This window comes from Frigoribacterium sp. CFBP9030 (assembly GCF_034045195.1).
In the GTDB taxonomy this organism is placed as follows: Bacteria; Actinomycetota; Actinomycetes; order Actinomycetales; family Microbacteriaceae; genus Frigoribacterium.
Genome location: NZ_JAXCWG010000002.1, coordinates 336,957 through 363,308 on the forward strand (window position 1 = coordinate 336,957; position 26,352 = coordinate 363,308).

Genomic DNA, 26,352 nt, shown 5'->3' on the forward strand with positions numbered 1-26,352 from the left:
ATCGACGAGTGTAGCGGACCCGTCGAGCGCGGACTCGGAGCGGAACCCCGCCCGGGTCAGGACCCGATCTCCTGGTAGGCCGCGAAGAGGAGGCTCTGATCGGGGCCCTGGATGACCGTCGGCTTGCCGATCCCGTCGAGGACGATGAATCGGAGCATGCCCGCACGGGCCTTCTTGTCGCGCTGCATCGTCGCGAGGAGGGTGTTCCAGCGACCCAGCGGGTAGCTCACGGGCAGGGTCAGGGACTCGAGGATGCGGCGGTGACGGTCGACGGCGTCGTCGGACAGCCGGCCGGTCAATCGGGCGAGCTCGGCGGCGAAGACCATGCCGACCGAGACGGCGGCGCCGTGACGCCACTGGTAGCGCTCGGCGTGCTCGACCGCATGCCCCAGGGTGTGACCGTAGTTCAGGATCTCGCGGAGACCCTGCTCGGTGAGGTCCTCTCCGACGACCCGCGCCTTGAGGGCGATCGACAGCTCGACCACCCGCCGGAACTCCGGCGTCGTCGGGTCGGTCGCGCGGTCGACGTCGGCCTCGACGATGTCGAGGATCTCGGGTTCGGCGATGAACCCCGCCTTCACGATCTCGGCGAAACCGGCGAGGATCTCGTTCTTCGACAGGGTGTCGAGCATGTCGAGGTCCGCCAGGACGGCGATCGGCGGGTGGAACGCGCCGACGAGGTTCTTCCCCTCCGCCGTGTTGATGCCCGTCTTGCCGCCGACGCTCGCGTCGACCATCCCCAGCACGCTCGTCGGCACCTGGACGAGAGCGACGCCGCGCAGCCAGGTCGCGGCGACGAAGCCGGCGAGATCGGTGATCGCGCCGCCGCCGAGCCCGAGGACGACGTCCGTCCGGGTGAAGTCCGCCTGGCCGAGCACCTGCCAGCAGAAGGCGGCCACCTCGACGCGCTTCGCGTCTTCAGCATCGGGCACCTCGGCGATGAGCGCCTCGTAGCCCGCCTCGACCAGCGTCTCGCGGACCTCGTTGGCCTTCCGACCGAGGGTCGGCGCGTGCACGATCAGCACCTTCTTCGCCTGCGGCGGGAGGAGCCCGGGCAGACCGGCCACGAGGCCCCGCCCGACGAGCACGTCGTACGGCGCGTCGCCGCCGACCCGGATGGTGGTGGTGGTGGTGGTGGTGGGCTGCGGATCGGTCACGGGTTTCCTCTTTCGGGGTCGAGCCAGGTCACGATGTCGTCGACGACCCTCGAGACCGGGCGATGGGACGTGTCGACAACCACGGACGCGAGGTCGCGGTACAGGGGCTCGCGCTCGGCCGCGATGAGGCGCCAGGCGTCCATGCCCCCTCGGCTGAGCAGTGGACGGTGGCTTCCCGACAGGCGGGACTCGACCGCGGACTCGCTCACGGAGAGCATCACGACCGGGAGGTCCGCCAGGGAGGCGCGGGTCGACAGGTCGAGGACGGCTCCCCCGCCGAGCGACACGACCCCGTCGGACGCCAGCAGCTCGGAGACGACCTCGCGCTCCTTCGCTCTGAAGGCGGACTCGCCCTCGGCGTCGAAGATGTCGGCGATGGCACCGTGACGCTGCACGACGACCCGGTCGCTGTCGGCGAACCCGGCGCCGAGTCGGCGGGCGAGCTTCTTGCCGATGCTCGTCTTGCCCGCACCCATCGGGCCGATCAGCACGACAGGACGGCGCCTCACAGGCCGGCGGACTCGGGCTGCTCGGGGGCGGACCCGGTGCGGAGGTTCTCGGGGATGGCGTCGAGGTAGCCCCGGAGGTTGCGGGCGGTCTCGCCCAGCGAGTCGCCGCCGAACTTCTCGAGCACCGAGTTGGCGAGCACGAGCGCGACCATCGACTCGGCCACCACGCCTGCCGCGGGGACCGCGCAGACGTCGGAGCGCTGGTGGTGCGCCTTGGACTCCTCGCCGCTCGTCACGTCGATCGTGGCGAGAGCACGCGGCACGGTCGCGATGGGCTTCATGCCGGCGCGGACCCGGAGCACCGTTCCCGTGCTCATGCCGCCCTCGGTGCCGCCTGCACGGTCGGTGTCTCGCGAGATGACCCCGCCGGAGAGGTGCAGCTCGTCGTGCGCGACCGACCCGCGCCTCCTGGTGGTCTCGAAGCCGTCGCCCACCTCGACGCCCTTGATGGCCTGGATGCCCATCAGGGCGGCGGCGAGCTGGGAGTCGAGACGGCGGTCCCAGTGGACGTGCGAGCCGAGACCCGGAGGGACGCCGTAGGCGAGCACCTCGACGACGCCGCCGAGGGTGTCGCCGTCGCGCTTGGCGGACTCGACCTCGTCGACCATGGCCGCACTCGTCGCCTCGTCGAAGCAGCGCAGGGGGTCGTCGTCGAGAAGGTCGAGGTCGGACGGGAGCGGGAGCGGTGAGCCGTCGGGCACGCGGACCGGCCCGATCGAGAGGGTGTGGCTGACGAGTTCGATGCCGAGTTCGGACAGGAACGAGCGGGCGACGGCGCCGAGGGCCACTCGCGCCGCCGTCTCGCGGGCGCTGGCTCGCTCGAGGATCGGACGGGCCTCGTCGAAGTCGTACTTCTGCATGCCGACGAGGTCGGCGTGACCGGGACGCGGCCGCGTCAGAGGCGCACTGCGCCCGCGCGACACGTCACCGATCTCGACCGGCTCGGGGTTCATCACCTCGACCCACTTGGGCCACTCGGTGTTGCCGACGCGCAACGCCACCGGGCCGCCCATCGTGAGGCCGTGACGGACGCCGCCGGAGATGTGCAGCTCGTCCTGTTCGAACTTCATGCGCGAGCCGCGGCCGTAGCCGAGACGTCGACGGGCCAGATCGGCCTTGATCGCGCTCGACGAGACGGGCACCCCCGCGGGGAGGCCCTCGAGGACGGCGATGAGCTCGGGGCCGTGAGATTCCCCTGCGGTCAACCAACGAAGCATGGGAGCAATCCTCCCACAGCACGAGAGCGCCCCCGGTCCGTCGACCGGGGGCGCTCCGAGACACGTCGTGCCGCTACTGGTACTCGGGGTGCTCGCGCATCCACGCCTGCCACTGCGCGACGGCGACCTCGTGCTCGGCGAACGTGGTCGAGAACGTCGTCTCGCCCGAGTCGAGATTGACCGTGACGAAGTAGCGCCAGGGGCCGTCGGCGGGCTTGACCGCCGCGTCGAGGGCCAGATCGCCCGGGTTGGAGATCGGGCCGACCGGCAGCCCCTCGTGCACGTAGGTGTTGTAGAGGTTCGAGGCGTCGCCGCGCTCTTCGTCGGTGGTGGTGACGAGATGCGTGTTGCCGGTGCCGTAGGCGACCGTCGCGTCGGACTGCAGCAGCATGCCGTCGTCGAGGCGGTTGAGGAACACGCGCGAGACCTTGGGGTAGTCGGCGGCGAGCCCGGCCTCCCGCTGCACGATGGAGGCGAGTGTGATGACGCGCTGGTAGTCGGCGGGCTGGACGCCAAGAGCCGTCAATCGGGCCACCTGGGTGTCGACCATCAGCTGGAGGTAGCCATGAGCGTCGAGCGCGGGATCCAGATCGTAGGTCGCCGGGAACAGATACCCCTCGAGCGAGGTCACACCGGCGGGCAGACCGAACGACGCCATGTCGCCGGCCGCTGCCGTCACCTGGTCGAGCGGGATCTCGGTCGCCTCGGACAGCAGGCTGTAGATGTCCACCGCCGCGGTGCCCTCGGGGATCACCAGGCGGTTGACGATCCGGTTGGCGTCGTCCTGGAGGGCGTCGATGGCGGCCTGCGCGCTCATCTCCTTCTGCAGCGAGTAGGTGCCGGGCTGGAAGGTCACCGTCGTATCGGCCAGCAGGATCGAGTAGGCGGCCTCGTAGCTCTTCGTGACCCCGCTGTCGGCGAGGGAGGCGGCGATGTCCGAGCCGACCTGGCCGTCCACGATCGCGAAGTCGACCTCCTCGCCGTTGCCGGCGCCCGTGTAGTCGGCGGGCGCGTCGTCGCCGGTGATGCGCGCGACGATCGGAGAGATGGCGTTCCAAGCCGCGAACACACCCGCCGTGCCGCCGGCGAGGACGATGACGAGGATCGAGACGAGGATGATCGTGCCGCGATGCCGACCGCGCTCTCGCGGCTCGGAGCCGCGACGATCCCGGGGCGTGCGCTCGCGGGGCGTCCGCTCGCGACGCGACTGTTCGGCGGGACGACGTGGCTCGGACGCCTGCGCCGACTCGATCGACTCGTCGGCTGCCGCGGACCCGCCGGCATCGCCCGCGGGTGAGGCCTCGGCGGCCGAGGCCTGGCGCTCCTGCTCGCGCTGCGCCCGCCGCGAGCCCGGAGCGGGCGGTGAGCTGGGCGTCGCCGGCCGATCGTGGTCGTCACCGGATGGGGAGCCGTCGGTCGGCCGCTCGGCCCCGTCTCGTCGGGGGGGATCGGCGGGAGTGGGCTGCGACGTGAAGATGTCGTCCCATCGGGGGTCGTCGGCCACGAGTCAACGTCCTTCGTCGGTGTCGGGTTCGGTCCCGGCGCCCTCATCGGAGCCGGGGGCGTCGACGAGCTGACCGGGCGGTCTCCCGCTCGATCGCTCGAGATCGAGCGCATGCTGGACGATGATAACAGCGGCGACTTGATCGATCACGGATCGTTGTGTGCGCCCCTTGCGCCCGGAGGAACGAAGTGCGCTCTGTGCACTGACGGTCGAGAGACGCTCGTCGACGAGACGGACCGGCAGATCGGACGCTGCGGCGAGGGCTCCGGCGAAGAGCCGAGCATCGGCGGTCGACGCGGTGTCGCGCCCGGCGAGCGACAACGGCAGTCCGACCACGATCTCCACCGCGTCGAGCTCCGTCGCGTGCTTCATGATCGCCTCGACGTCCGCCGTGCCCGAGGAGGCGCGGGGCACCGTCTCGACGGGCGTCGCGATCATCCCGTGCGGATCGGTCCGTGCGACGCCGATGCGGGCCTTGCCCACATCGACGCCCAGTCGGACTCCGTGACGCACGTCGGCCGCTCAGCCGCGGAGCGCGTCGACGATGCCCGACAGCGCCCGAGGGATCGCCGACACGTCGGAGCCGCCCCCCTGGGCGAGGTCGTCCTTGCCGCCGCCGCCTCCGCCGAGGACGGTCGCGGCGCCCTTGGCGAGCACGCCCGCCTTGGCTCCCGATCGGCGAGCCGGCTCGCTGGTGGCGACGATGACCGCGGGCTTGCCGGCCACATCGGCGGCGAGGGCCACGACGGAGCTCGACTGCGACCCGAGACGCTCTCGGACCGACGTCACGAGAGAGCGCAGTTCGTCGGTCGACCGGAGCGAGCCGACGGAGTCGGCCACGACCGTGAAGTCGCCGACGTCGGTCGCGGACTCCGCCAGGGCCGGGATCTTCGTCGCCAGCTGAGCGCGCTCGAACTCGGCGATGCGCTTCTCGGCCGACTTGAGACTGGAGACCAGGTCGCCGACGCGGTCGGCGAGCTGCTCCCGCGGCGCGCGGAGCGAGGAGGTGAGCTGGGACACGATGGCCCGCTCCGCGGCGAATTCACGGAACGCGTCGAGACCGACCAGCGACTCGACCCGGCGGTTCGTGGAGCCGACGGAGGTCTCGCTGACGAGGTTGATCAGACCCACCTGGGCGCTGGTGGCGACGTGGGTACCGGCGCAGAGCTCGCGCGACCAGGGCCCGCCGATGTCGACCATGCGGACCGTCTCGCCGTACTTCTCGCCGAACAGCGCCATCGCTCCGAGCGATCGCGCCTCGTCGAGCGGGAGCTCGCGGGTGACGACCTGCAGGTCGTCGCGGATGGCGCCGTTCGCCACCTCCTCGATCTCGCTGCGCGTCGCCGGGCTCAGGGCCTGGTTCCAGTTGAAGTCGAGGCGCATGTAACCGGCCTTGTTGTACGAACCGGCCTGGTGCGCCTCCGGCCCGAGGACCTCGCGGAGCGCCGCGTGGATGAGGTGCGTGGCGGAGTGGGCCTGGGTGGCTCCTCGCCGGTAGACCGGGTCGACGACGCTGGTGGCCGCATCGCCGACGCCGACCTCGCCCGAGCGGACCTGCACGCGGTGGCTGATCAGACCCTTGACCGGCTTCTGCACGTCGAGCACCTCGAGGTCGAAGCCCGCACCCACGATCGTCCCGGCGTCGGCCTCCTGTCCACCGGACTCGGCGTAGAGGGAGGTCTCGGCGAGGATGACCTCGGCGATGTCGCCTGCGACGGCCCGGTCGACGGAGGCCCCGTCGACGATGAGCCCCAGCACGCGCGTCGGCGTGTGGAGCATGTCGTAGCCCGTGAAGACGGTCTCGCCGCCGGCCCGGAAGGCGCTGTAGACGCTGAGGTCGGCCAGAGCCACCTTGCGGGACTTCGCATCCGCCTTGGCCCGTGCCCGCTGCTCGGACATGAGCGAATCGAAGGCCGCACGGTCGACCGTCAGGCCGTTCTCCTCGGCGATCTCGAGGGTCAGGTCGATCGGGAACCCGAACGTGTCGTGCAGCAGGAACGCCGTGTCGCCGGCGAGGCGCGGGGTCTTCTCGGAGCTGGCCGCGCGGGTGTCGACGACCGCGTCGTCGAGGATCGCCGTACCGGCGGCGAGGGTGCGGAGGAAGGTCTCCTCTTCGGCGTAGGCGAGGCGCGAGATGCGGCCGAAGTCGCTCTCCACCTCGGGGTACGCCGACTTCATCGCGTCACGGGATTCGGGGAACAGCTGGGGGAAGGTCGCGCCCTCGACGCCCAGGAGCCGCATCGAGCGGACGGTGCGACGAAGAAGGCGGCGGAGGATGTAGCCCCGCCCCTCGTTCGACGGTCGGACTCCGTCGGACATCAGCATCAAGGAGCTGCGGACGTGGTCGGCGATGACCCTCATGCGGACGTCGTCCTCGTGCACGGCGCCGTAGCGACGGCCCGACAGCTCGGCGGCCTTGTCGAGCACCGGGCGGACCTGGTCGATCTCGTACATGTTGTCGACGCCCTGCTTGAGGAACGCGACCCGTTCGAGACCCATCCCGGTGTCGATGTTCTTGTTCGGCAGTTCGCGCACGATGTCGAAGTCGACCTTCGAGCGGACGTTCTCGATCTGGTACTGCATGAACACGAGGTTCCAGATCTCGACGTAACGGTCGTCGTCGGTGGCGGGACCGCCGTCGGCGCCGTAGGCCGGGCCGCGGTCGAAGAAGATCTCCGAGCAGGGGCCCGCCGGCCCGGGCTGACCCGTGTGCCAGTAGTTCGTGTCTTTGCCGAGGCGCTGGATCTTCTCGTCGGGCAGACCGGCGATCTTCTTCCAGAGGGCGATGGCCTCGTCGTCCTCCTCGTACACGGTGACCCACAGGTCGGCCGGGTCGAAGGCCAGTCCGCCGTCGGCCTCGCTCGAGGTGAGGAGCTCCCAGGCGTAGCCGATGGCGTCCTCCTTGAAGTAGTCGCCGAACGAGAAGTTGCCGTTCATCTGGAAGAACGTGCCGTGACGCGGCGTCTTGCCGACCTCTTCGATGTCGTTGGTGCGGATGCACTTCTGGACGCTCGTGGCCCGGGGGTACGGCGTCGGCACGAGACCCGTGAGATACGGGATGAAGGGGACCATGCCCGCCACGGTGAACAGCAGGCTCGGGTCGTCGCTGACGAGGGAGGCGGAGGGGACGACGGTGTGGCCCCGGTCTCCGAAGTAGTCGAGCCAACGGCGGCGGATCTCGGCGGTCTGCATGGTTCTCCGGTGTGGGGTGATCGGTGTGACGGGGGCGTCGAGGAGGCGCGGGTCGAGTGGGTGGATCAGCTCTCGCCGTCGGAGCGCAGCTCGGCGTCGCGGGCGCGGTAGCCGTCGACGAGTGCTGCGCGGAAATTCGTGAGGCTGCCGTCGAGCTCGCCGAACAGTCGGCTGCCGCGAGGCGTCTTGTTGTATAGATGCGCCAGAGTGAAGCCGGCGACGACGCCGATGGTCAGCAGGAACAGGCTCTTCACGGGGACTCCTCACGACGGTCGTGCGGACGACGCACGGGACGACACACGAGCTTACCCGTCGCGCAGGAGGAGACCGCCGACGACGAAGGGAGCGCGCCACGGTTCGTGGCGCGCTCCCTCAGGGTGCTGTCGTGACGGGTGTCAGCGGGCGGCGTAGTACTCGACGACCAGCTGGACCTCGCAGGTCACGGGGACCTCGACGCGCTTCGGGCGACGCACGAGGCGGGCCTGCAGCTTGTCGATCTCGACCTCGAGGTAACCCGGGACCTTGGGCAGGACGTCGACGTGACCGCCGGCGGCTGCGACCTGGAAGGGCTCCATCTTCTCGCTCTTCGGCGCGACGTGGATCATCTGACCCGGCTTGACGCGGAACGAGGGACGGTCGACGAGCTTGCCGTCGACGAGGATGTGACGGTGCACGACCATCTGGCGAGCCTGAGCCGTGGTGCGGGCGAAGCCCGAACGCACGATGAGCGCGTCGAGACGCGTCTCGAGCAGCTCGACCAGGTTCTCACCGGTCAGACCGGCGGACTTGCGGGCCTCGTTGAAGACGATCTTCAGCTGCGCCTCGCGGATGCCGTACTGGGCACGCAGACGCTGCTTCTCACGCAGACGGACGGCGTAGTCGCTGTCGGTCTTGCGCTTGGTGCGGCCGTGCTCACCGGGAGCGTAAGGACGCTTCTCGAGGTAGCGGGCGGCCTTCGGGGTCAGCGCGATGCCGAGGGCACGCGACAGACGGGTCTTGCTACGGGTACGTGACTTGGTCGACACGGTTCTTCTCTCTGATCGTGTGAAAGCTGACGGCCGAGGATGCTCGGGCGCAGGAAGCGCCGTTCCGACCAGGACCTCGTGAGAGGACACCGGGTCGGGTCGAGTACTCGACGAAACACGAGGGATGGTGCCACGGGAACCGATCGGCTAAAGACCAGGACCCTTGATCGAATGTCGTCACTGCAGCCGTGCGTGACAGACCGATACCAGGCAGCCATCAGCTTAACACGGGCGGGTCATTCTCCGCGAATGATGCGGCGCAGTTTCTCTAGGCGTGTCGTGACGGCGTTCTCGTTGCCGTGACCGGTCGGATCGTAGTAGACGGTGCCGACCAGCTCGTCGGGCAGGTACTGCTGCTTGACGACGCCGAGTTCGGAGTCGTGCGAGTACCGGTACCCCTTACCGTGCCCGAGTCGTCTGGCCCCCGGGTAGTGGGCGTCTCGGAGGTGCTTGGGCACACGCCCCGCCCGGCCGGCCCGGACGTCGGCTATGGCGGCGTCCAGGGCGCTGTACGACCGGTTCGACTTGGGCGCGGTGGCCAGGTAGACGACGGCCTCGGCCATCGGGATGCGGCCCTCGGGCATGCCGATCATCTGGACCGCCGTCGCCGCCGACACCGCCACGGTGAGGGCGTTCGGGTCGGCCATCCCGATGTCCTCACCCGCGGAGACGATGATGCGTCGGCAGATGAAGCGCGGATCCTCGCCGGCCTCGATCATGCGCGCCAGGTAATGCAGGGCGGCGTCCACGTCGGAGCCGCGGATCGACTTGATGAAGGCGCTGATCACGTCGTAGTGCTCGTCGCCGTTGCGGTCGTAGCGCAGCAGCGCACGGTCGACGGACTGGGCGACGGTGTCCGCCGTGATCACCGGTCGGGTGTCGTCGGGGTCGTCGTCGTAGTCGGCGTCGGGATCGAAGTCGGCCCCCGGGTCCGCACCGGCGGCCTCGGTCGCGCCGGGAGCCTCGAGACTCGAGGCGGCCGCCGACTGGGCGGACGCCTCGAGGGCCGTCAGCGCTCGTCGTGCGTCACCCGATGCGAGTCGGACGATCGTCGCGAGGGCCTCGTCGTCGAGGATGACGGTGTCCGCCAGACCGCGAGGGTCGTGCACGGCGCGTCGCACGAGATCGCCGAGGTCGTCGTCGCTCAGCTGCTCGAGGGTGAGGAGCAGCGATCGCGACAGCAGCGGTGTGATGACCGAGAACGAGGGGTTCTCCGTGGTCGCGGCGATGAGGATCACCCAGCCGTTCTCGACGCCGGGGAGGAGGGCGTCCTGCTGGGCCTTGGTGAACCGATGGATCTCGTCGAGGAACAGCACGGTCGTCGTGCCGTACAGGTCGCGATTGGTGAGGGCCTTCTCCATCACCTGGCGGACGTCCTTCACGCCGGCCGTCACCGCGGAGAGTTCGATGAACTGCCGACCGGAGGTGTGCGCGATGGCCTGGGCGAGAGTCGTCTTGCCCGTGCCGGGCGGCCCCCACAGGATGACCGAGACGGCGCCCTGCTCTCCGGTCGCGTCGGAGGCCAGCGTCACGAGGGGCGAGCCCGGCCGGAGCAGATGCCGTTGACCGGCGACCTCGTCGAGGCTGGTGGGACGCATGCGGACCGCGAGTGGGGTCGAGCTCTGCGGGAGCGGGCTCATGGGCACTCATGCTAGACCGGGCCGCCGACAGCGACGCCCGGCACGGCTCCGATACAGTGCGGGGCGACCATCGACACGGCATGGAGGACACGTGGCAGCGAACAAGGGCGACCGCGAGAACCGCGAGAGGCTCCGGCGCTACACGGCTCGGAAGAGCATCCACGCCGGGCAGGTCGCCCGTCGCCGTCGGGACGACATCCGCGCATCCCTCATCGCCCTCGTCGTCGTCTCCGCCGCAGTCGTCTCGCAGTTGCTCTACACGACCTCGGGGCCCGGTGCCGTCGACGATCCGCCCGCCGCCACGGCGACTCCGACGCCGACCGCCACCTCGACCGGGGACGTGCCCAGCTCGGACATCGCGGCGGATCGCGTCTGGACCGGCGATCTCGTGCTGAACGACGACGTCCCGCTGGCGATCAGCCTCGACGGCGCACGGGCCCCGCAGGCGACGTCGGTGCTGGTCGACCTCATCCAGCAGGGCTTCTACGACGGCACCGCGTGTCACCGCCTGAGCGACGCCCCGTCGGCGGAGTTCCTCCAGTGCGGCTCGGCGAACGGCGACGGGACGGGTGACGCCGGTTTCACCTTCGGACCGCTCGAGAACGTCCCCGCCGACGGCGTCTACCCGGCGGGCACCATCGCCATGGCCCGGGGCGAGGACCCGAACTCGCAGTCGACCCAGTTCTTCATCACCTACGGCGAGACGACATTGGACGCCTCGACGGGCGGATACACGGTGGTCGGTTCCGTCACGGACGGTCTCGACGACCTCGTCTCCTCGATCGCCGCCGAGGGCGTCCGACCGGTCGCCGAGGGTCAGGAGTCGACGGACGGCTCCCCCGTCGTCGCGACCACGATCACGTCGGCGACCATCGAATAGACCACGGTCGTCGACGGTGCAATAGGCTGGAGTCCCATCATCGAGACCCGTCCTGGGCTCCGTGACGAGCACATCCAGCAAGGGACAACAGTGGCTACTGACGATCAGGCACCCTGGGGCCGCGTCGACGACGACGGCACCGTCTACGTCCGGGAGGCAGAAGGCGAACGCGCCGTCGGCCAGTACCCCGATGCGACCGCCGCCGAGGCGCTCGCCTACTACGAACGCAAGTACACCGAGTTGAACGGGCAGGTCACCCTGCTCGAGCAGCGGGTGGCCCGTGGCGCCTCGGCGTCCGACGTCGGCAAGACCGTCAAGCAGCTGAAGGCGCTCCTCGTCGAGCCGAGCGCCGTGGGCGACCTCGAGGCGCTCCGCACTCGCGTGACGGCTCTCGACAGTACGGTCGGCGAGCTCACTCAGAAGCAGAGCGCGGAGGCCCAGGAGGCTCTGGCCGAGGCGGTCGCCGTTCGCACCGCCCTGGTCGTCGAGGCCGAGACGCTCGCCGCACAGGACCCCGCCCGGGTGCAGTGGAAGCAGGTCACGGCGACGATCGACGAGATCTTCGCGAGATGGCAGAAGCACCAGCAGGACGGCCCGCGGATCCCCAAGGGCGAGGGCAACGACCTCTGGAAGCGCTTCCGCACGGCCCGGTCGACCATCGACCAGAACCGCAAGTCGTTCTACGCCGAGCTGGACGCGACGCACCGTGAGGCGCGACAGCGCAAGCAGGCTCTCGTCGAGGCCGCCGACGCGCTGGCCGGCAAGGGCGCCGACGGCATCCCCGAGTACCGTCACCTGCTCGACGACTGGAAGCGCGCCGGTCGCGCGGGCAAGAAGTACGACGATGCGCTCTGGGCTCGCTTCAAGCGGGCCGGCGACGTCCTGTACGCCGCGAAGGGCGAGGTCGTCGCTCAAGACAACGTCGAGTACGAGGGCAATCTCGCGGCGAAGCTCGCGCTCCTCGACGAGGCCGAGAAGATCCTCACGGTCACCGAGCGGGTCGCCGCCCGCGAGGCGCTCACCTCGATCCAGCTCCGCTGGGACGAGATCGGCCGGGTTCCGCGCGAGCAGGTCCGTGTCGTCGAAGACCGACTCCGCAAGGTCGAATCGCATGTCCGCACCCTCGACGAGGAGTTCTGGCAGAAGAACAACCCCGAGCGCAAGGCGCGGTCCGAGGGTCTGGCGAGCCAGCTCCAGGACGCGATCTCGAAGCTCGAGGAGGAGCTCGCCACGGCCGAGGCCAGCGGGGACTCGCGCAAGGTGAAAGACGCGCGCGAGGCTCTCGACGCGCGCAAGGTCTGGCTCGACGCCCTCGGCTCCTGACCTCTCCACCACCGCCCGCACCGCCCGGCTCTCTCTCCACAAGGAGGGGCCGGGCGGTTCGTCGTGCGGGCGATGGTCGGGCAGGCTGGCAGCATGCCACCATCGCTCCCCCGCCTCCTGACGTCGGCTCAGCTGCCGGAGGCCGAACTGCGCGCTGCCGCCCTGGACGGCGAGTTGTACGCGGTCGGGGACGGCTGGGCCGAGATCACGACCGTCGACACTCCCTGGATCCGCGCCTCCTCGGTCGTCGGGCTGTTCGGACGGCAGGTGATCGCCGCTGGGGAGACCGCCGCATGGATCTGGATGGCTGCGGTGTCCCCACCATGGAGGCACGACGGCATCGTGCCCCCGGATGCTCGGCACCGAGACACGAGCGGACGGGTCTCGATCCGTGAGATGACCATCGATCGGGACGAGATCGCCGAGGTCGCGGGACTGCGCGTCACCGCACCGGCGCGCACGGCACTGGACCTCGCCCGAGCCTCGGTCTGGACTCCGGCCGACGAGAGACGCGTCGGCGACCTCTGCCGGCTGTATGGGGTCACGTCGGTGCAGGTCGCCCGTCTCATCGATCGACGCGGACGGCTCCCCCACCGGCAGCGCGCCGAAGCCCGGCTGCGATCCCTCCTGGATCCGCTCGGGGCCTGATCGGTCAGCCGGCGCTGACCCGGTACACGTCGTAGACGGCGTCGATGCGGCGCACGGCGTTCAGCACCCGGTCGAGGTGGGTCGTGTCACCCATCTCGAAGACGAACCGACTGAGGGCGAGACGCTCGTCGGATGTCGAGACGCTCGCCGACAGGATGTTCACGTGGTGTTCGCTGAGCACCCGGGTGACGTCGCTGAGCAGGCCGCTCCGATCAAGGGCCTCGATCTGGATCTGGACGAGGAACACGCTCTTCGACGACGGTGCCCACTCGACCTCGATCATCCGCTCGGGCTCGTTCATCAGGCTCTGGACGTTGTGGCACGTCGCCTGATGCACGCTCACCCCCTGCCCGCGTGTCACGAAGCCGACGATCTGGTCTCCCGGCACCGGCGTGCAGCATTTGGCGAGCTTGACGAGGATGTCAGGAGCACCCCGGACGAGCACCCCCGAGTCGCTGTTGCGGAGGGGACGGGTGGCGCCCTTGCTCGGGAACTCGAACTCGCCCTCCTCGACCTCGGTCTGCTGCTGGACGGCCGACAGGATCTTCTCGATGACGGACTGGGTCGACAGGTGACCCTCGCCGACGGCCGCGTAGAGACTCGACACGTCGTCATATCGCAGCAGGGCGGCGACCTCGGCGATGCTGTCCTGGTTCATCAGCTTCTGCAGCGGCAGGTTCTGCTTGCGCATGGCCCGGGCGATGGCGTCCTTGCCCTGCTCGATCGCCTCGTCGCGGCGTTCTTTGGTGAACCACTGCCGGATCTTGTTGCGGGCGCGGGGGCTCTTGACGAACATGAGCCAGTCCTGGCTCGGCCCGGAGTCCGGGTTCTTCGAGGTGAACACCTCGACGACGTCGCCGCTGGACAGCGCGCTCTCGAGGGGGACCAGCCGACCGTTGACCTTGGCGCCCATGGTGCGGTGACCGACCTCGGTGTGCACGGCGTAGGCGAAGTCGACCGGCGTCGCACCGGAGGGCAGACCGATGACCTTTCCCTGAGGCGTGAAGACGTAGACCTCCTTCGCACCGATCTCGAAGCGGAGGCTGTCGAGGAACTCCCCCGGGTCGGCCGTCTCGGCCTGCCAGTCGGAGATGTGCGCGAGCCAGGCCATGTCGGTGTCGGTCCGGGTGCCGGTGGCGGACTCGTCGCGCCCGCCGTTCATCCGCTGCTTGTACTTCCAGTGTGCGGCGACGCCGAACTCGGCACGCTGATGCATCTCGTGCGTGCGGATCTGGATCTCGACCGGACGTCCCTTGGGGCCGATGACGGTGGTGTGCAGCGACTGGTAGAGGTTGAACTTGGGTGTCGCGATGTAGTCCTTGAAACGACCGGGGATCGGGTTCCATCTGGCGTGGATGGACCCCAGCACGGCGTAGCAGTCACGCAGCGAGTTGACCAGCACTCGGATGCCGACGAGGTCGTAGATCTCGTCGAATTCGCGGCCTCTCACGATCATCTTCTGGTAGATCGAGTAGTACTGCTTCGGTCGGCCGACCACGTCGCCGCGGATCTTCGTCGACTTGAGATCGGATTTGACGGCGTTGATGACGTTCTGGACGAACTGCTCCCGCTGCGGCGTCCGCTGCTTCACGAGGTTGTCGATCTCGACATAGAGCTTGGGGTGGAGCACGGCGAACGAGAGGTCTTCCAGCTCCCACTTGATGGTCTGGATCCCGAGACGATGGGCCAGCGGCGCGTAGATCTCGAGCGTCTCGGTGGCCTTGCGCGTCGCGGAGGCACTCTCGACGAAGCCCCAGGTGCGGGCGTTGTGCAGACGGTCGGCGAGCTTGATCACCAGCACGCGGATGTCCTTCGACATCGCCACGACCATCTTGCGGACCGTCTCGGCCTGCGCGCTGTCGCCGTACTTCAGCTTGTCGAGCTTCGTGACGCCGTCGACGAGCATCGTGATCTCGTCACCGAAGTCGTTCTGGAGCATCGCCAGCGTGTAGTCGGTGTCTTCGACGGTGTCGTGGAGCAGGGCTGCCGCGATGGTCTTGGAGCCGATGCCGAGATCGGCGAGGATCTGCGCCACCGCGACGGGGTGGGTGATGTACGGCTCGCCGCTCTTGCGCAGCTGGCCGCGGTGGGCCTTCTCTGCCACCGAGTAGGCCCGCTCGATGATGACCAGGTCGGCCTTGGGGTGGTGCATCCGCACCGTCTTGACGAGGCGGTCGACGGCGCCCGCGGGCTGACTGCGCGAGAAGAGACGCGGGAGGAGGGTACGGAGCGACGCCGTGCCTCCGGCGGGCTCGGACGAGGGCGCACTCTGACTGGTGGTGATCTCGGTCACGGACGACCCTCGCTCTCGTGGTCACGGACGCCGATGCGGACGGCCCGCGATGTGCAGAGGGTCCGGCAGGGCAACGCTACTCGCTCTGGTTCAGTCGACCGACGCCGGGGCGCCGTTCTCGGAGGTGAGGTCTCCGTCGGCATCTCGCCACGCGAGCATCCCGCCCTCGACGTTGACCGCGTCGATGCCGGCACGCCGCAGTGCCGCCGTCGCCCGGAGTGAGCGCATGCCCGCGTGGCAGACCACGAGCACCTGCTGATCGGCGGGGACGTCATCGAGACGATCGCCGAGTTCGGAGAGCGGGACGAGTCGCGCCTCGGGGGCGTGCCCGGCGTCCCATTCGGACTGCTCGCGGACGTCGATCAAGGGCGTGCCCGCTCGGGCGCGTTCGATGGCCTCGGCGGCGCTGACCCCGGGGAGGTCGTCGACGGGGCTCACGGTGCCTCCACCAGGGTCGCGTCGGAGGCTTCCACCTTGCGGGCGTCTCGCTTGGCGATCTCGGGCTCGCGCATCCGGAGGGTGGCGTACAGAGGCGACGCGATGAAGATCGTCGAGTACGTGCCCACCAGGATGCCGATGAACAGCGCCAGTGAGATGTCACGCAGCGTGCCCGCACCGAGGACGAATGCACCGATGAAGAGGATGGCCGCGACCGGGAGCAGGGCGACCACCGAGGTGTTGATCGACCGGACCAGCGTCTGGTTGACCGCCAGGTTGATCGACTGACCGAACGTGCGCCGCGAACCCTCGCCGTCTTCGGAGGTGTTCTCCCGGATCTTGTCGAACACCACGACGGTGTCGTAGAGCGAGTAGCCGAGGATGGTCAGGAACCCGATCACGGCGGCCGGGGTGACCTCGAAGCCGACGATGCCGTAGATGCCGGCCGTCAGCACGAGGTCGTGCAGCAGGGCGGTCATCGCCGCGAGCGACATCTTCCAGGTGCGGAAGTAGAGCGTCATGCCGATGGCGGCGAGGATCAGGAAGATCACCAGGCCCTTGATCGCCTGACCCGTGATGTCAGCGCCCCACGACGCGCCGATGAACGACGAGGTCACGCGGTCGTCGGGGACGTCGTACGCCGTCGCCAGCGCCGCGGCGAGGTCGTTGGTCTGGGCCGCCTCGAGCTGGGAGGTCTGGACTCGGATCGTGTCGGTGCCGACCTGCGTCACCCGCGGGTTGGAGTTCGGGACGACCTCGTCGACCGTCTCGGCGGCGATGTCCTGATCGAGTTCGGCGGGCTGGGCGATCTGGAACTCGGAGCCGCCGGTGAACTCGATGCCGAAGTGGAATCCGCCGCGGAGGAACGGGACGGTGACGGAGATGAGGATCATCAGCGCGGCGATCCAGTACCAGGTCTTGCGTCGACCGACGATGTCGAACGATCGCGAGCCGGTGTAGAGGTCGTTACCGAACTTCGAGAAGCTGGCCATCAGGAGTTGGTCCCTTCGTCGCCGGACGCGTTGTCGCCCGGACGGGTGTTCTTCTCGGCGGCTTTACGCTCGGCGATGGTCTGGCGGATGACGGCCTCACGACCGCCCGCCTTCTTCCGACCACGGGCCACGACGGGTTCGCGGAACTGCGCCCTGCCCCGGTAGACGGCACCCAGCGCTCTCGGATTGAGGCCGCTGAACGAGTGCCCCTCGCCGAAGAACCGAGTGCGGGCGATGAGCTGCAGCATCGGATGCGTGAAGAGCGACACCACGATCAGGTCGATCACCGTCGTGATCCCCAGAGTCAGGGCGAAGCCCTTGACGTTGCCGACGGCGAGGATGAAGAGGGTGATGGCCGCGAGGAAGTTGACCGTGTCGGAGGCGATGATCGTGCGGATCGCGCGCTTCCAGCCGGACTCGACGGCGTTCTCGAGGATCCGCCCGTCGCGCAGCTCGTCTCGGATCCGCTCGAAGTAGACGATGAAGGAGTCCGCGGTGATGCCGATGGCGACGATCAGCCCCGTCACCCCCGCGAGCGACAGGCGGTACCCCTCGCGCCACGACAGGATCGCGATCACGAGGTAGGTGAGCACGGCGGCGATGATCAGCGACAGCACGGTCACGAACGCCAGCGCCCGGTACTGGATCAGCGAGTAGATCACCACGAGGATGAGGCCGATCAGACCGGCGATGAGCCCGCTGACCAGCTGGGTCTGCCCCAGTGTTGCGGTGATCGTCTCGTTGCTCTGGACGGAGAAGCTGAGCGGCAGAGCGCCGAACTTCAGCTGGTCTGCGAGTGCCTTCGAGCTGTCTTGCGTGAACTGGCCGGTGATCTGCGCGCGACCGTCGGTGATGGCGGCGTTGGCGGACGGAGCCGTGATCACCTGGTTGTCGAGGGTGACCGCGAACTGGTTCTGCGGGGCCTGGAGGGTGACGAGTCGCGACGTGACGTCGGCGAACTGGTCGGTGCCCTGACCGTCGAACTCGAGGTTGACGGCCCAGGTGTTGGTCGAGTTGCCCTGCGCGTCGGTGGCCAGCCCGTTCGTGGCGTCGCTGATGTCGCTGCCCGCCACCTCGACGGGGCCGAGGATGTACTTGGCCGTGCCGTCGGTCGAGCAGGTCACGAGGGGCTCGTCGTCGGGCGCCGTCGCGAGGTCGTTGTCGGCCGCGCAGTTGTAGTTCTCGTAGACGTCTGCGAGCTGGGGTGTGATCCACGCGAGGTCGGAGCCGTTGGTCGGCGACGCCGTCGGTGTGCTCTCGAGGTCGGGGTTCGGCGTGTAGGGCGCGGTGGTCGAGCCGGCGCTCGGACTGGCGCTCGCGCCGTCGGCCTCGCCGCCCACCTCGGCGCTGGACGCCGCCCCGGTGAACAGGACCGGGCGGAAGGACAGCTTGGCCGAGGCCTCGATGCGCTCGAGAGTCGCGTTGTCGGGTCGACCGGGGATCGAGACGACGATGTTCTGGCTGCCCTGCTTGGTGATCTCCGACTCGGAGACGCCCGCGGAGTCGATGCGCTGACGGATGATCGTCACCGCCTGGTCGAGCTGCTGACTCGACACCGTCTCGCCGTTCTGCAGCTGGGCGGCCAGCGTGATCTGCGTGCCACCCTGCAGATCGAGCGCCAGCTCGGGGACCCAGCTCGCGCCGTTCCACCAACCGTCTCGACCGGAGTCGTTCAGCACGGTCGCCGTGCCGTTCAGGGCCGTCAACCCGGCGATGATGACCAGGAGCCAGGTCAGCGATCGGATGGCTTTCTTCACCGGCGTCGAACGTGCCACGGAGGAACTCAGCTTTCTCATGGGAACGCGCGCCCGGTCGGAGCGCGCGCGTGTCGGGCCCGGTCGTCAGGACACGACCGGGCGGACGGATCAGGCAGTGGGCTTGTCGGAGTCTTTCGACGGGGTCGTGTCGATGCGCGGCTCGTCGGCACGCTCGCCGTATGCGGGCGACTCGTCGAGGGAGCCCGTGGAGGTCGAGTCGATCACGGGGCGGTCGAGGGCGTCGTCGCCGTCGGTCTCGCTGCTCGTCTCGACGACGACGGGCTCGACGACGCGGCCCAGGGTCTGACGGTGCACCTTGACGATCGTGCCGGGTGCGACCTCGACCTCGGCGACGTTGGTCTCGTCGTCGATCGAGACGACCGTGCCGTAGAGCCCGAACGTGAGCATGACCTCGACGCCTGGGACCATCTTGCGCTGGAGGTCGGCCTGCTGATTGTCCCGCTTCTTCTTGTTGCGGAACATGAAGAAGACGAGGACCACCAGGAGGAGGACCATGATCAGGGTTGTGGCGTCCATGCGGAACTGCCTTTCGAAGCTCGTGGGGTGTGGGCGTCGGCGACCCGGTTAGCTCTGTGCGCCGACCGACCTGGTGGAATTATAGATCATCGGCGAAGAGGCCCCCTGAGTCGCGGGCGAGGCCGAAGTGCCGCCAGGCCTCCGGCGTCGCGATCCGGCCCCTCGGGGTCCGCGTGACGAGACCCGCCCGGACGAGGAACGGCTCGACCACCGACTCGATGGTGTCGGCCTCCTCGCCGACGGAGACCGCGAGGGTGTTGAGCCCGACGGGACCTCCGTCGAAGCGCTTCAGGATCGTCGACAGCACCTCGCGGTCGAGTCGGTCGAGACCCAGGTCGTCGACGTCGTAGAGAGCCAGAGCCTCGCGCACCGTCGCGAGGTCGGCGGGTCGCTCGTGCACGAGCGCGTAGTCGCGGACCCGTCGGAGGAGGCGGTTGGCGATTCGAGGGGTGCCTCGGCAGCGGCCGGCGATCTCGGCCAGAGCCCGGGCGTCGACGTCGACGCCGAGCAGCGACGCGGCCCGGCGCAGCACCTCGGTGAGCTCGGCCTCGTCGTAGAACTCGAGATGGGCCGTGAAACCGAAGCGGTCGCGGAGGGGATTCGGGAGCATGCCGCTCCGGGTGGTCGCCCCGACGAGGGTGAACGGCGACAGCTCGAGGGGGATGCTCGTGGCCCCTGCTCCCTTGCCGACCATGATGTCGATCCGGTAATCCTCCATGGCGAGGTAGAGCATCTCCTCCGCCGAACGGGCCATGCGATGGATCTCGTCGATGAAGAGCACCTCGCCCGGGACGAGCGCCGACAGGATGGCGGCGAGGTCCCCGGCGTGCTGGATGGCCGGACCGGACGACATGCGGAGCGGTCGGGAGCTCTCGTGGGCGACGATCATCGCGAGCGTCGTCTTGCCGAGACCGGGCGGGCCGGCCAGGAGGATGTGGTCCGGAGACCGGTTCTGCATCTCGGCCGCCCGGAGGAGCAGCTGCAGCTGTCCTCTGACCTTCGTCTGACCGACGAACTCGGCGAGAGACGACGGGCGGAGGGCCCCCTCGAAGGCGAGCTCCGTCTCGGACTCGATGGTCGGGCGGGTGATGTCGTCGTCGCTCATGCGCGCGACGCCGGGGACTTCTGCGGACCCAGTCGACCGAGCGCCGCACGCAGCAGCTGCGGCACGGCGAGCCCGGAGTCCTGACCGGTCTCGGTCACGACGGCGTCGATGGCCGCCTGAGCCTCGCGCTCGGCCCAGCCGAGACCGACGAGGGCCACGAGCACATCGGACGCCGTGGTCGAGGCCGCGGTGACGCTCGAGGCGGACGGCGCGACGTCGAGCTTGCCTGCCAGCGAGAGCACGATGAGCTTCGCGGTCTTGGGGCCGATGCCGGAGACCCGACGGAACGCGGCGTCGTCCTCGTCGAGGACGGCCTGCGCGATCTGGTTCGGGGTGAGGGTCGCGAGGACACCCTGGGCGGACTTGGGGCCGACGCCCGTCACGCCACGCAGGAGGTCGAACACCTCGAGCTCTTCCAGCTCGAGGAATCCGAACAGCGAGAGATCGTCTTCTCGGACGATGAGCGTGGTGAAGAGGCGCGCCGTGTCGCCGGGGTGGACGGTCAGAGCGACCTGAGGGGTGACACCCACCCGGAGGCCCACTCCCCCGACCTCGACGACGACGGACGCCCCGGAAGCAGACAGGACGGTGCCGCGGACACTCGAGATCATGCGCCCAGCCTAGGAGTTCGCAGGGTCTTCTCGGCGTCCCGCCACGCCCGTTGCGCGGGAGTGAGCGTGCTGGCGCCGGCGGGCGCGGTCGCAGTGCCGCCCGCCCCGCCGCCCAAACCGTCGCGACGCCAGGCATGGCAGATGGCCAGAGCCAGGGCGTCGGCTGCATCGGCGGGCTTCGGCGCCTCGGTCAACCCCAGGAGGCGCGCGACCATCGCCCCCACCTGGGCCTTGTCGGCCGAACCGTAGCCCGTCACCGCAGCCTTCACCTCGGAAGGGGTGTGGAGCGCGACCGGGATCGAGCGCTCGGCGGCAGCCCGGAGAGCCAGGCCGCTGACCTGAGCGGTGCCCATCACCGTGCGCAGGTTGTTCTGCGCGAAGACGCGCTCGATCGCCATCGCGTCGGGCCGGTGCTCGTCGACGAGCGCTTCGATGCCCCGGCCGATGGTCAGCAGTCGCTGCTCGAGGGGAGAGTCGGCAGCCGATCGGATGACGTGCACCGCCACCAGGGAAGGCCGCCGGGTCGCCGACACCTCGATCACACCCACGCCGCACCGGGTGAGTCCCGGGTCGATGCCGAGCACCCGGAGCGTCACCGGGGGCTGCTACTCGTCGTCGTCGTCGAGCGCCGACTGGACGTCGGCGGGGACATCGTGGTTCGCGTAGACGTTCTGGACGTCGTCGTCGTCGTCGAGGGCGTCGATGAGCCGGAAGACCTTGCGTGCCGTCTCGAGGTCGACCTCGATCTTGAGACCGGGGACGAACTCGATGTCGGCCGAGTCGTAGTCGATGCCGGCCTCTTGCAATGCGGAGCGGGCCGGCACGAGATCGGAGGCCTCCGTGACGATCTCGAAGCCCTCGCCGCGGTCCGTGACCTCTTCGGCGCCGGCGTCGAGGACCGCCGTCAGCACGTCGTCCTCGGTGAGGTCGCCGTTCTTCATGACCGCGATGACGCCCTTGCGGCTGAAGTTGTAGGCGACGCTGCCCGGGTCGGCCATCGTCCCGCCGTTGCGGGACATCACGGTCCGCACGTTCGCCGCCGCGCGGTTCTTGTTGTCGGTGAGGCATTCGATCAGGAGGGCGACGCCGTTCGGGCCGTAGCCCTCGTACATGATCGTCTGGTAGTCGACGCTCTCACCGCTGAGACCGGCACCGCGCTTGATCGCCCTGTCGATGTTGTCGTTCGGGACGGAGGTCTTCTTCGCCTTCTGAACGGCGTCGACCAGCGTCGGGTTGCCCGACATGTCGGCCCCGCCCTGCTTGGCTGCGACCTCGATGTTCTTGATGAGCTTGGCGAACGACTTGGCACGGCGGCTGTCGATGACGGCCTTCTTGTGCTTGGTCGTTGCCCACTTGGAATGCCCGGACACGGTGCTCCTTCAACTGCTGGCGGAAATCGGGACGAGTCTACCGCGATGCCCGGGCACGGGCCTTGTCGAGGAAGTACGCGTGGAACCGGTAGTCGTCGGTCACCTCGGGGTGGAACGAGGTGCCGAGCAGGTTGCCCTGCTCGACGGCGACGACACGGCCGTCGTCGAGGACGCCGATCGCCGTGGCCAGCGGCCCGACCTCGGTCACCACCGGGGCCCGGATGAAGACGGCGTGCACGGGCGGCGCCCCGATGACGGGGACAACGACATCGGTCTCGAAGGAGTCGGTCTGACTTCCGAACGCGTTGCGCCGGACGGCGACGTCGAGACCGCCGAGGCTCTTCTGCCCGGCGATGCCGTCCACGATGCGGTCGGAGAGCATGATGAGCCCGGCGCAGGTGCCGTACACCGGCAGGCCGTCATCGATCGCGGCGCGGAGAGGGCCGGCGAGATCGAACAGGCGGGTCAGTTTATCCATCACGCCCGACTCGCCCCCGGGAATCACGAGACCGTCGACGGATGCCAGCTCGGATGCCCGGCGAACCGGCACCGCTTCTGCGCCGAGTGACGTCAGGACGCCGATGTGCTCACGGAAATCGCCCTGGAGCGCCAGGACACCGACGCGAGGTGACCGCCGACCCACCTGCGTGCTGTTACCAGCCACGCTCGGCGAGACGGTGGGGCGCCGGCAGGTCGGGCACGTTGATGCCGACCATGGCCTCGCCCAGACCGCGCGACGCGTCGGCCACGACCTGCGGGTCGTCGAAGAAGGTGGTCGCCTTGACGATGGCCCGGGCACGCTCGGCCGGGTTGCCCGACTTGAAGATGCCGGAGCCCACGAAGACGCCGTCGGCGCCGAGCTGCATCATGAGCGCGGCGTCGGCGGGCGTCGCGACCCCGCCCGCGGTGAAGAGAACGACCGGCAGCTTGCCCGTCTCGGCGATCTCCTTGACGAGCTCGTAGGGGGCCTGGAGCTCTTTCGCGGCGACGTAGAGCTCGTCGGTCTTGAGGCCCTGCAGCTGCGCGATCTCCTTCGAGATGGTGCGGATGTGCTTGGTGGCCTCGGAGACGTCGCCCGTGCCGGCCTCGCCCTTGGAGCGGATCATGGCCGCACCCTCGGTGATGCGGCGGAGCGCCTCGCCGAGATTGGTCGCTCCGCACACGAACGGCACGGTGAAGTTCCACTTGTCGATGTGGTTGACGTAGTCGGCGGGGCTCAGCACCTCGGACTCGTCGATGTAGTCGACACCGAGGGTCTGCAGGATCTGCGCCTCGACGAAGTGGCCGATGCGGGCCTTGGCCATGACGGGGATCGAGACGGCTGCGACGATCTCGTCGATCATGTCGGGGTCGCTCATCCGCGCCACGCCGCCCTGCGAGCGGATGTCGGCGGGGACGCGCTCGAGGGCCATGACGGCGACAGCCCCCGCGTCTTCGGCGATCTTGGCCTGCTCGACGTTGACGACGTCCATGATGACGCCGCCCTTGAGCATCTCGGCGAGACCGCGCTTGACGCGGTCCGAACCGGTTGTGGCGGACGAGGTGGAGGCGGGGGTCGTGTCGCTCATGATGCCTTCCATTCTAGGGCTGTTCAGGACTGTCGGGTCGTCGACGGGTCCGACGCCCGATCGGTCGCGGGCCAGGCCTCGGCGACGGCGGCGCGGACGTCGCCCAGAAGTCGGGTGACAGCCTTGGTCTCGGCGATGATCGGGAAGAAGTTCGAGTCGCCGCCGTACCGCGGCACGATGTGCTGGTGGAGGTGCTCGGCGATGCCCGCTCCCCCGACCTGGCCCTGGTTCATCCCGATGTTGAACCCCTGGGCACGCGATACGACGGTGAGCACCCGCATCGCGATCTGCGTGAGGGCGGCGATCTCGGTCACCTCGTCGACGGTCGCCAGGTCGTAGGTCGCGACGTGGCGATACGGGCACACCAGGAGGTGCCCCGGGTTGTAGGGGAAGAGGTTGAGCACGACGTACGCGTGCTCACCCCGCGCGACGATGAGCGCGTCGTCGTCGGACTTCGACGGCGCCTCGCAGAACGGGCAGTCGTCGTCGTGCGCGCCCTGCCCCTGCCCGACGTAGACCGCACGGTGCGGGGTCCACAGACGTTGGAAGGCGTCGGGAACGGCGGCGAAGTCGCCCGAGGCCTCGGTGGCCGCGGGATCGGACACGGTCAGACCTGGGCCTTGGTCTGGATCGCCGTGAGGATCTTCGCGATCGCGTCGTCGATCGGGACGCCGTTCTCCTGCGTTCCGTCGCGGTAACGGAAGCTCACGGCGCCCGCGGCGCGGTCCTCTTCTCCGGCGATCAGCTGGTACGGCACCTTGGACTTCGTGTGCGTGCGGATCTTCTTCGGGAACCGGTCGTCGCCGTGGTCGACCCGGGCGCGGACGCCCTCGGCTCGGAGACGCGCGACCACGCCGTCGAGGTACTCGCCGTACTCGTCGGCCACGGGCACGGCGACGACCTGCTCGGGCGAGAGCCAGACGGGGAACGCACCGGCGTAGTGCTCGGTCAGCACACCGAAGAAGCGCTCGATCGTGCCGAAGAGGGCGCGGTGGATCATGACCGGGCGCTGGCGCGTGCCGTCCGCCGCCGCGTACTCGAGGTCGAAGCGCTCGGGCAGGTTGAAGTCGAGCTGGACGGTCGACATCTGCCAGGTGCGCCCGATGGCGTCGCGTGCCTGGACGGAGATCTTGGGCCCGTAGAACGCGGCCCCGCCGGGGTCGGGCACGAGGTCGAGACCGGACTCCTCCGCGACCTCGCGGAGGGTCGCCGTCGCGGTCTCCCAGATGTCGTCGTCGCCGACGTACTTCTCCGGGTCTTTGGTGGAGAGCTCGAGGTAGAAGTCGGTCAGGCCGTAGTCGCGGAGCAGGGAGAGCACGAAGTTCAGCGTGCCGGTCAGCTCGTCTTTCATCTTGTCGCGGGTCGTGAAGATGTGCGCGTCGTCCTGGGTCATGCCCCGGACCCTGGTCAGCCCGTGGATGACGCCGGACTTCTCGTTGCGGTACACCGTGCCGAACTCGAACAGGCGGAGCGGCAGATCGCGGTACGACCGGGGCTGCGACCGGTAGGCGAGGATGTGCATCGGGCAGTTCATGGGCTTGAGGTAGTAGTCGGCGCCCTGACGGGTGATCTCGCCCTCGTCGTTCCGGGCCTCGTCGAGCTTCATGGCCGGAAACATGCCGTCCTTGTACCAGCCGAGGTGACCCGAGGTCTCGAACAGGCTCGCCTTGGTGATGTGCGGCGTGTACACGAAGTCGTAGCCGGCCGCCTCGTGACGCCGCCGGGAGTAGTCCTCCATCTCGCGACGGATGATGCCGCCCTTGGGGTGGAAGATCGCGAGACCGGAGCCGATCTCGTCGGGGAAGGAGAACAGATCGAGCTCGACGCCGAGCTTGCGGTGGTCGCGCTTCGCGGCCTCCTCGAGTCGCGACTGGTAGGCGCGCAGCTCGTCTTTGGTGGGCCAGGCGGTGCCGTAGATGCGCTGCAGCTGCGGGTTCTTCTCGGAGCCCCGCCAGTAGGCCGCCGCCACCCGCATCAGCTTCGTGGCATTGCCGAGGAGGCGCGTGCTCGGCAGGTGGGGACCCCGGCAGAGGTCGTACCAGATCACGTCGCCGGTCTTGGGGTCGACGTTGTCGTAGACGGTGAGCTCTGCGCCACCGACCTCGACGGACTCGCCGTCGTCGCCGATCTCGTCGCTCGACCCGCCCTTGAGGCCGATCAGCTCGAGCTTGAACGGCTCGGCCGCCAGCAGCTCGCGGGCCTCGGCGTCGGTGACGACCCGGCGACGGAAGCGCTGGCCCTGCTTGATGATGCGCTCCATGCCCTTCTCGATGGCCTTGAGGTCGTCGGGGGTGAAGGGCTCGGCCACGTCGAAGTCGTAGTAGAAGCCGTCGGTGACGGGCGGACCGATGCCGAGCTTGGCCGACGGGTTGATCGCCTGGACGGCCTGCGCCATGACGTGCGCGGCCGAGTGCCGGAGGATGGCGAGCCCGTCGTTCGACCCGATCAGGACCGGCTCGGCGACGTCGCCCGCGTGGAGCTCGGTCGCCAGATCGCGCAGCTCGCCGTCGACCCGCAGGGCCACCACCGAGCGGTCCGTGAAGATCTCGAAGCCCGTCGTCGTCTCGGACACCTCGACGGGCTGCA

The 26,352-nt window shown here is 69.1% G+C and carries 25 protein-coding genes; 3 read left to right on the top strand and 22 right to left on the bottom strand.

Annotated features, from left to right (window positions below; all coding sequences use genetic code 11):
• Positions 1–56: 56 nt before the first annotated feature.
• The 9 genes from aroB to SOM13_RS03805 form a co-directional block, all read right to left on the bottom strand.
• Positions 57–1,157: a 3-dehydroquinate synthase gene (aroB, locus tag SOM13_RS03765; RefSeq protein WP_414655506.1), complete on the bottom strand. Its 1,101-nt coding sequence runs from the start codon at positions 1,155–1,157 to the stop codon at positions 57–59.
• A complete protein-coding gene (locus tag SOM13_RS03770) occupies positions 1,154–1,648 on the bottom strand; it encodes a shikimate kinase (RefSeq protein WP_414655507.1) in 495 nt (164 codons plus the stop codon). Before SOM13_RS03770 ends, aroB begins: the two co-directional genes overlap by 4 nt.
• A 14-nt stretch (positions 1,649–1,662) precedes the next feature.
• The gene (gene aroC / locus SOM13_RS03775; RefSeq protein ID WP_320478932.1) at positions 1,663–2,883 is read right to left on the bottom strand and encodes a chorismate synthase; all 1,221 of its coding nucleotides are present in this window, start codon (positions 2,881–2,883) and stop codon (positions 1,663–1,665) included.
• A gap of 73 nt (positions 2,884–2,956) precedes the next feature.
• Positions 2,957–4,387 carry an endolytic transglycosylase MltG gene (gene mltG / locus SOM13_RS03780; RefSeq protein WP_320478933.1) on the bottom strand — a complete coding sequence of 477 codons (1,431 nt, stop codon included), beginning with the start codon at positions 4,385–4,387 and terminating at the stop codon, positions 2,957–2,959.
• A 3-nt stretch (positions 4,388–4,390) separates the two neighbouring features.
• Entirely contained in the window at positions 4,391–4,900 is a 510-nt protein-coding gene (ruvX, locus tag SOM13_RS03785; protein WP_243213370.1) for a Holliday junction resolvase RuvX, read from the bottom strand.
• A 9-nt stretch (positions 4,901–4,909) separates the two neighbouring features.
• On the bottom strand, positions 4,910–7,579 hold the full coding sequence (gene alaS, locus SOM13_RS03790; protein ID WP_320478934.1) for an alanine--tRNA ligase: 2,670 nt from the start codon (positions 7,577–7,579) through the stop codon (positions 4,910–4,912).
• 65 nt (positions 7,580–7,644) lie between these two features.
• Positions 7,645–7,833, bottom strand: a complete 189-nt coding sequence (locus SOM13_RS03795; RefSeq protein WP_192060306.1) for a hypothetical protein — start codon at positions 7,831–7,833, stop codon at positions 7,645–7,647.
• 141 nt (positions 7,834–7,974) lie between these two features.
• Positions 7,975–8,604 (bottom strand): 30S ribosomal protein S4, encoded by a 630-nt coding sequence (gene rpsD / locus SOM13_RS03800; RefSeq protein WP_192060305.1) that lies wholly within the window; start codon positions 8,602–8,604, stop codon positions 7,975–7,977.
• 236 nt (positions 8,605–8,840) lie between these two features.
• Positions 8,841–10,244, bottom strand: coding sequence for a replication-associated recombination protein A (locus SOM13_RS03805; RefSeq protein WP_192060304.1), 1,404 nt, complete (start codon positions 10,242–10,244; stop codon positions 8,841–8,843).
• Between the two features lie 91 nt (positions 10,245–10,335).
• On the opposite strand from SOM13_RS03805, the gene SOM13_RS03810 reads away from it, so the two are divergent.
• From SOM13_RS03810 to SOM13_RS03820, 3 genes are all read left to right on the top strand, one after another.
• Positions 10,336–11,124, top strand: coding sequence for a peptidylprolyl isomerase (locus SOM13_RS03810; protein WP_320478935.1), 789 nt, complete (start codon positions 10,336–10,338; stop codon positions 11,122–11,124).
• A 90-nt stretch (positions 11,125–11,214) separates the two neighbouring features.
• A complete protein-coding gene (locus tag SOM13_RS03815; RefSeq protein ID WP_243213366.1) occupies positions 11,215–12,447 on the top strand; it encodes a DUF349 domain-containing protein in 1,233 nt (410 codons plus the stop codon).
• Between the two features lie 93 nt (positions 12,448–12,540).
• Positions 12,541–13,095: a type IV toxin-antitoxin system AbiEi family antitoxin gene (locus tag SOM13_RS03820; protein WP_243213365.1), complete on the top strand. Its 555-nt coding sequence runs from the start codon at positions 12,541–12,543 to the stop codon at positions 13,093–13,095.
• A gap of 4 nt (positions 13,096–13,099) precedes the next feature.
• Here the strand turns inward: SOM13_RS03820 and SOM13_RS03825 are convergent, their stop codons facing one another.
• From SOM13_RS03825 to thrS, 13 genes are all read right to left on the bottom strand, one after another.
• On the bottom strand, positions 13,100–15,388 hold the full coding sequence (locus tag SOM13_RS03825; protein WP_371740722.1) for a RelA/SpoT family protein: 2,289 nt from the start codon (positions 15,386–15,388) through the stop codon (positions 13,100–13,102).
• A gap of 90 nt (positions 15,389–15,478) precedes the next feature.
• Positions 15,479–15,826 carry a rhodanese-like domain-containing protein gene (locus SOM13_RS03830; protein ID WP_192060300.1) on the bottom strand — a complete coding sequence of 116 codons (348 nt, stop codon included), beginning with the start codon at positions 15,824–15,826 and terminating at the stop codon, positions 15,479–15,481.
• A complete protein-coding gene (secF, locus tag SOM13_RS03835) occupies positions 15,823–16,818 on the bottom strand; it encodes a protein translocase subunit SecF (protein ID WP_192060299.1) in 996 nt (331 codons plus the stop codon). The genes SOM13_RS03830 and secF overlap by 4 nt, the downstream gene beginning before the upstream one ends.
• Positions 16,818–18,593 (bottom strand): protein translocase subunit SecD, encoded by a 1,776-nt coding sequence (gene secD / locus SOM13_RS03840; protein ID WP_243213361.1) that lies wholly within the window; start codon positions 18,591–18,593, stop codon positions 16,818–16,820. Before secD ends, secF begins: the two co-directional genes overlap by 1 nt.
• A 90-nt stretch (positions 18,594–18,683) precedes the next feature.
• A complete protein-coding gene (yajC, locus tag SOM13_RS03845; protein WP_243213359.1) occupies positions 18,684–19,112 on the bottom strand; it encodes a preprotein translocase subunit YajC in 429 nt (142 codons plus the stop codon).
• A 79-nt stretch (positions 19,113–19,191) separates the two neighbouring features.
• Positions 19,192–20,217 carry a Holliday junction branch migration DNA helicase RuvB gene (ruvB, locus tag SOM13_RS03850; protein ID WP_320478936.1) on the bottom strand — a complete coding sequence of 342 codons (1,026 nt, stop codon included), beginning with the start codon at positions 20,215–20,217 and terminating at the stop codon, positions 19,192–19,194.
• The gene (gene ruvA, locus SOM13_RS03855) at positions 20,214–20,828 is read right to left on the bottom strand and encodes a Holliday junction branch migration protein RuvA (protein ID WP_320478937.1); all 615 of its coding nucleotides are present in this window, start codon (positions 20,826–20,828) and stop codon (positions 20,214–20,216) included. Before ruvA ends, ruvB begins: the two co-directional genes overlap by 4 nt.
• Positions 20,825–21,424: a crossover junction endodeoxyribonuclease RuvC gene (gene ruvC / locus SOM13_RS03860; protein WP_192060294.1), complete on the bottom strand. Its 600-nt coding sequence runs from the start codon at positions 21,422–21,424 to the stop codon at positions 20,825–20,827. Before ruvC ends, ruvA begins: the two co-directional genes overlap by 4 nt.
• A 9-nt stretch (positions 21,425–21,433) precedes the next feature.
• The gene (locus SOM13_RS03865) at positions 21,434–22,198 is read right to left on the bottom strand and encodes a YebC/PmpR family DNA-binding transcriptional regulator (RefSeq protein WP_192060293.1); all 765 of its coding nucleotides are present in this window, start codon (positions 22,196–22,198) and stop codon (positions 21,434–21,436) included.
• A gap of 37 nt (positions 22,199–22,235) precedes the next feature.
• Complete coding sequence (gene pdxT / locus SOM13_RS03870) at positions 22,236–22,862, bottom strand: pyridoxal 5'-phosphate synthase glutaminase subunit PdxT (RefSeq protein ID WP_320478938.1); 627 nt, start codon at positions 22,860–22,862, stop codon at positions 22,236–22,238.
• Complete coding sequence (pdxS, locus tag SOM13_RS03875; RefSeq protein ID WP_192060292.1) at positions 22,852–23,766, bottom strand: pyridoxal 5'-phosphate synthase lyase subunit PdxS; 915 nt, start codon at positions 23,764–23,766, stop codon at positions 22,852–22,854. The genes pdxT and pdxS overlap by 11 nt, the downstream gene beginning before the upstream one ends.
• A 23-nt stretch (positions 23,767–23,789) precedes the next feature.
• Complete coding sequence (locus tag SOM13_RS03880; RefSeq protein WP_320477168.1) at positions 23,790–24,371, bottom strand: HIT domain-containing protein; 582 nt, start codon at positions 24,369–24,371, stop codon at positions 23,790–23,792.
• 2 nt (positions 24,372–24,373) lie between these two features.
• Positions 24,374–26,338, bottom strand: coding sequence for a threonine--tRNA ligase (gene thrS, locus SOM13_RS03885; RefSeq protein ID WP_371740741.1), 1,965 nt, complete (start codon positions 26,336–26,338; stop codon positions 24,374–24,376).
• Between the last annotated feature and the right edge of the window lie 14 nt (positions 26,339–26,352).

Excerpts from the sequence above, each read along its gene's own strand:
- aroC (WP_320478932.1), bottom strand. The coding sequence starts at position 2,883 with ATGCTTCGTTGGTTGACCGCAGGGGAATCTCACGGCCCCGAGCTCATC.
- alaS (WP_320478934.1), bottom strand. The coding sequence starts at position 7,579 with ATGCAGACCGCCGAGATCCGCCGCCGTTGGCTCGACTACTTCGGAGAC.
- SOM13_RS03805 (WP_192060304.1), bottom strand. The coding sequence starts at position 10,244 with ATGAGCCCGCTCCCGCAGAGCTCGACCCCACTCGCGGTCCGCATGCGT.
- SOM13_RS03820 (WP_243213365.1), top strand. The coding sequence starts at position 12,541 with ATGCCACCATCGCTCCCCCGCCTCCTGACGTCGGCTCAGCTGCCGGAG.
- secF (WP_192060299.1), bottom strand. The coding sequence starts at position 16,818 with ATGGCCAGCTTCTCGAAGTTCGGTAACGACCTCTACACCGGCTCGCGA.
- yajC (WP_243213359.1), bottom strand. The coding sequence starts at position 19,112 with ATGGACGCCACAACCCTGATCATGGTCCTCCTCCTGGTGGTCCTCGTC.
- ruvB (WP_320478936.1), bottom strand. The coding sequence starts at position 20,217 with ATGAGCGACGACGACATCACCCGCCCGACCATCGAGTCCGAGACGGAG.
- ruvA (WP_320478937.1), bottom strand. The coding sequence starts at position 20,828 with ATGATCTCGAGTGTCCGCGGCACCGTCCTGTCTGCTTCCGGGGCGTCC.
- pdxS (WP_192060292.1), bottom strand. The coding sequence starts at position 23,766 with ATGAGCGACACGACCCCCGCCTCCACCTCGTCCGCCACAACCGGTTCG.